The organism is Thermus thermamylovorans, from assembly GCF_004307015.1.
GTDB classification, from domain to species: Bacteria; Deinococcota; Deinococci; order Deinococcales; family Thermaceae; genus Thermus; species Thermus thermamylovorans.
The window spans coordinates 1-1,558 of the sequence record NZ_SIJL01000040.1 but is presented as its reverse complement, the minus strand read 5'-3'; the positions used below and the strand labels follow the sequence as shown (position 1 = coordinate 1,558).

Annotated in this window: 2 protein-coding genes; both read right to left on the bottom strand. The window is 66.2% G+C overall.

From position 1 onward, the window contains the following. Positions 1 to 554, bottom strand: a 554-nt coding sequence (locus ETP66_RS11785; protein ID WP_145964261.1) for an ABC transporter permease subunit, incomplete at its 3' end; no start/stop codon positions are given. Positions 555 to 561: 7 nt separating this feature from the next. After that, positions 562 to 1,530: an amino acid ABC transporter substrate-binding protein gene (locus ETP66_RS11780; RefSeq protein ID WP_236630334.1), complete on the bottom strand. Its 969-nt coding sequence runs from the start codon at positions 1,528 to 1,530 to the stop codon at positions 562 to 564. Positions 1,531 to 1,558: the final 28 nt, after the last annotated feature.

Below are 1,558 nucleotides of genomic sequence, written 5' to 3'. Positions count from 1 at the left end.
CATAACTCTTGACACGACCGGCCGAGACCCCAGGCTCCGCTCCCAAAACCCAACTCGGGCAGGACGAGCCCCCGTTGGGAAAGAACGATCCCGGCCCAGGAAAGAGCTTGCTCCCAAGGGGGAAGTTTGAGGAGCACCGCAAAGTACCAGACGAAAAGCTGCAGGAGCAGGGGGGTGTTCCGGATGGACTCCACGTAGCCCGCGGCCAGGCCCCGGGCCAGGGGGTTCGCGGAGAGGCGGCCCGCGGCCACAAGGAGGCCGAGGAAGGTGGCCAGGAGGATACCCACCAGGGCCACCTTCAGCGTGTTGATAAAGCCGGCCAAGAGGGCCTGGAAATAGGTGTCTGAGGGGTAAAAGGGGCGCAGTCCCTCCCCGGGGGCGTAGGTCAGCCCCTCGCTCAGGCTAAAGCCCGCCTCCTGGGAGAGGAAGGCGAAGCTGAAGGGGATGCCCTGGGCGGCCATGCGGGACCGGGCCTCGGCGAGGAGGAGGAAGAGGCCCCAGGCCACCAGGCCCAGGACCAGACCCTGAATGAAGAGGTCGCGCGGGCGCGGCATCGGGGGCTTAGCGGAAGGGCGGGCTGTACATGAGGCCCCCGTACCGCTGGAGGGCGTTTAAGGTGCCGGTGCGGGGGATGTAGAAGGGGCTCTTGGCCCCGAAGAAGCGGTCGTAGATCTCCCCGTAGTTGCCCACGGCCCGGAGGACCCGGACCACGAAGTCCCGGGGCAGGCCAAGGTCCTGGCCCAAGGTGCCCTCGAGGCCCAGGAAGCGCCGGATCTCCGGCACCTCACTCTTGAGGAACTGGTCCAGATTCTTCTGGGTGATGCCGTATTCCTCCGCCTGGATGGTGGCGTAGACGATCCAGCTCAAGGCATCCCGCCAGCGGGAGTCGTTCTGCCGCACGAAGCCCGCCAGGGGCTCCTTGGAGATGGTCTCCTTAAGGATGACGAGCTCCTCGGGTTTGGGGGCGGTGGCCCGGTACCCCACCAGCTGGGACTTGTCGGCGGTGAAGGCGTCGCACCGCCCCTGGAGGAAAGCGTTCATCACCTTGGCGCCGTCCTCAAAGGTGAGGACCTTAGCGCCCCGCCACCGCTGGGCCCGGATGTAGTCGGTGATGTTCTTCTCGTTGGTGGTGCCCTGGGTGGTGCAGAAGGTGGCGTCCTGAAGCTCCCTAAGGCTGTTGGCCCGCCCTTTCTTCACCATGACCCCCTGGCCGTCGTAGAAGGTGACGGGCAGGAAGTCCACGCCTAAGGCCCCGTCCCGGTTGGCGGTGACCGTGGTGTTGCGGAAGGCCACGTCCACCTCCCCGTTCTGCACCGCCTGGAAGCGGACCCGGGCGTCCAGGGGCACGTAGTCCACCTTGTCGGGATCCCCGAAGAGGGCCGCGGCCACCGCCCGGCAGAACTCCACGTCAAAGCCGGTGTATTTTCCCGTCTTCTGGTCCAGGAAGCCGAACCCCGGGAGGACGGCGTTCACCCCACAGACGAGCTTTCCGCGTCCCTTGACCACGTCCAGGCGTGACTGCTGGGCCAACGCCCCCGGTCGTGTAAGGATTTATGTG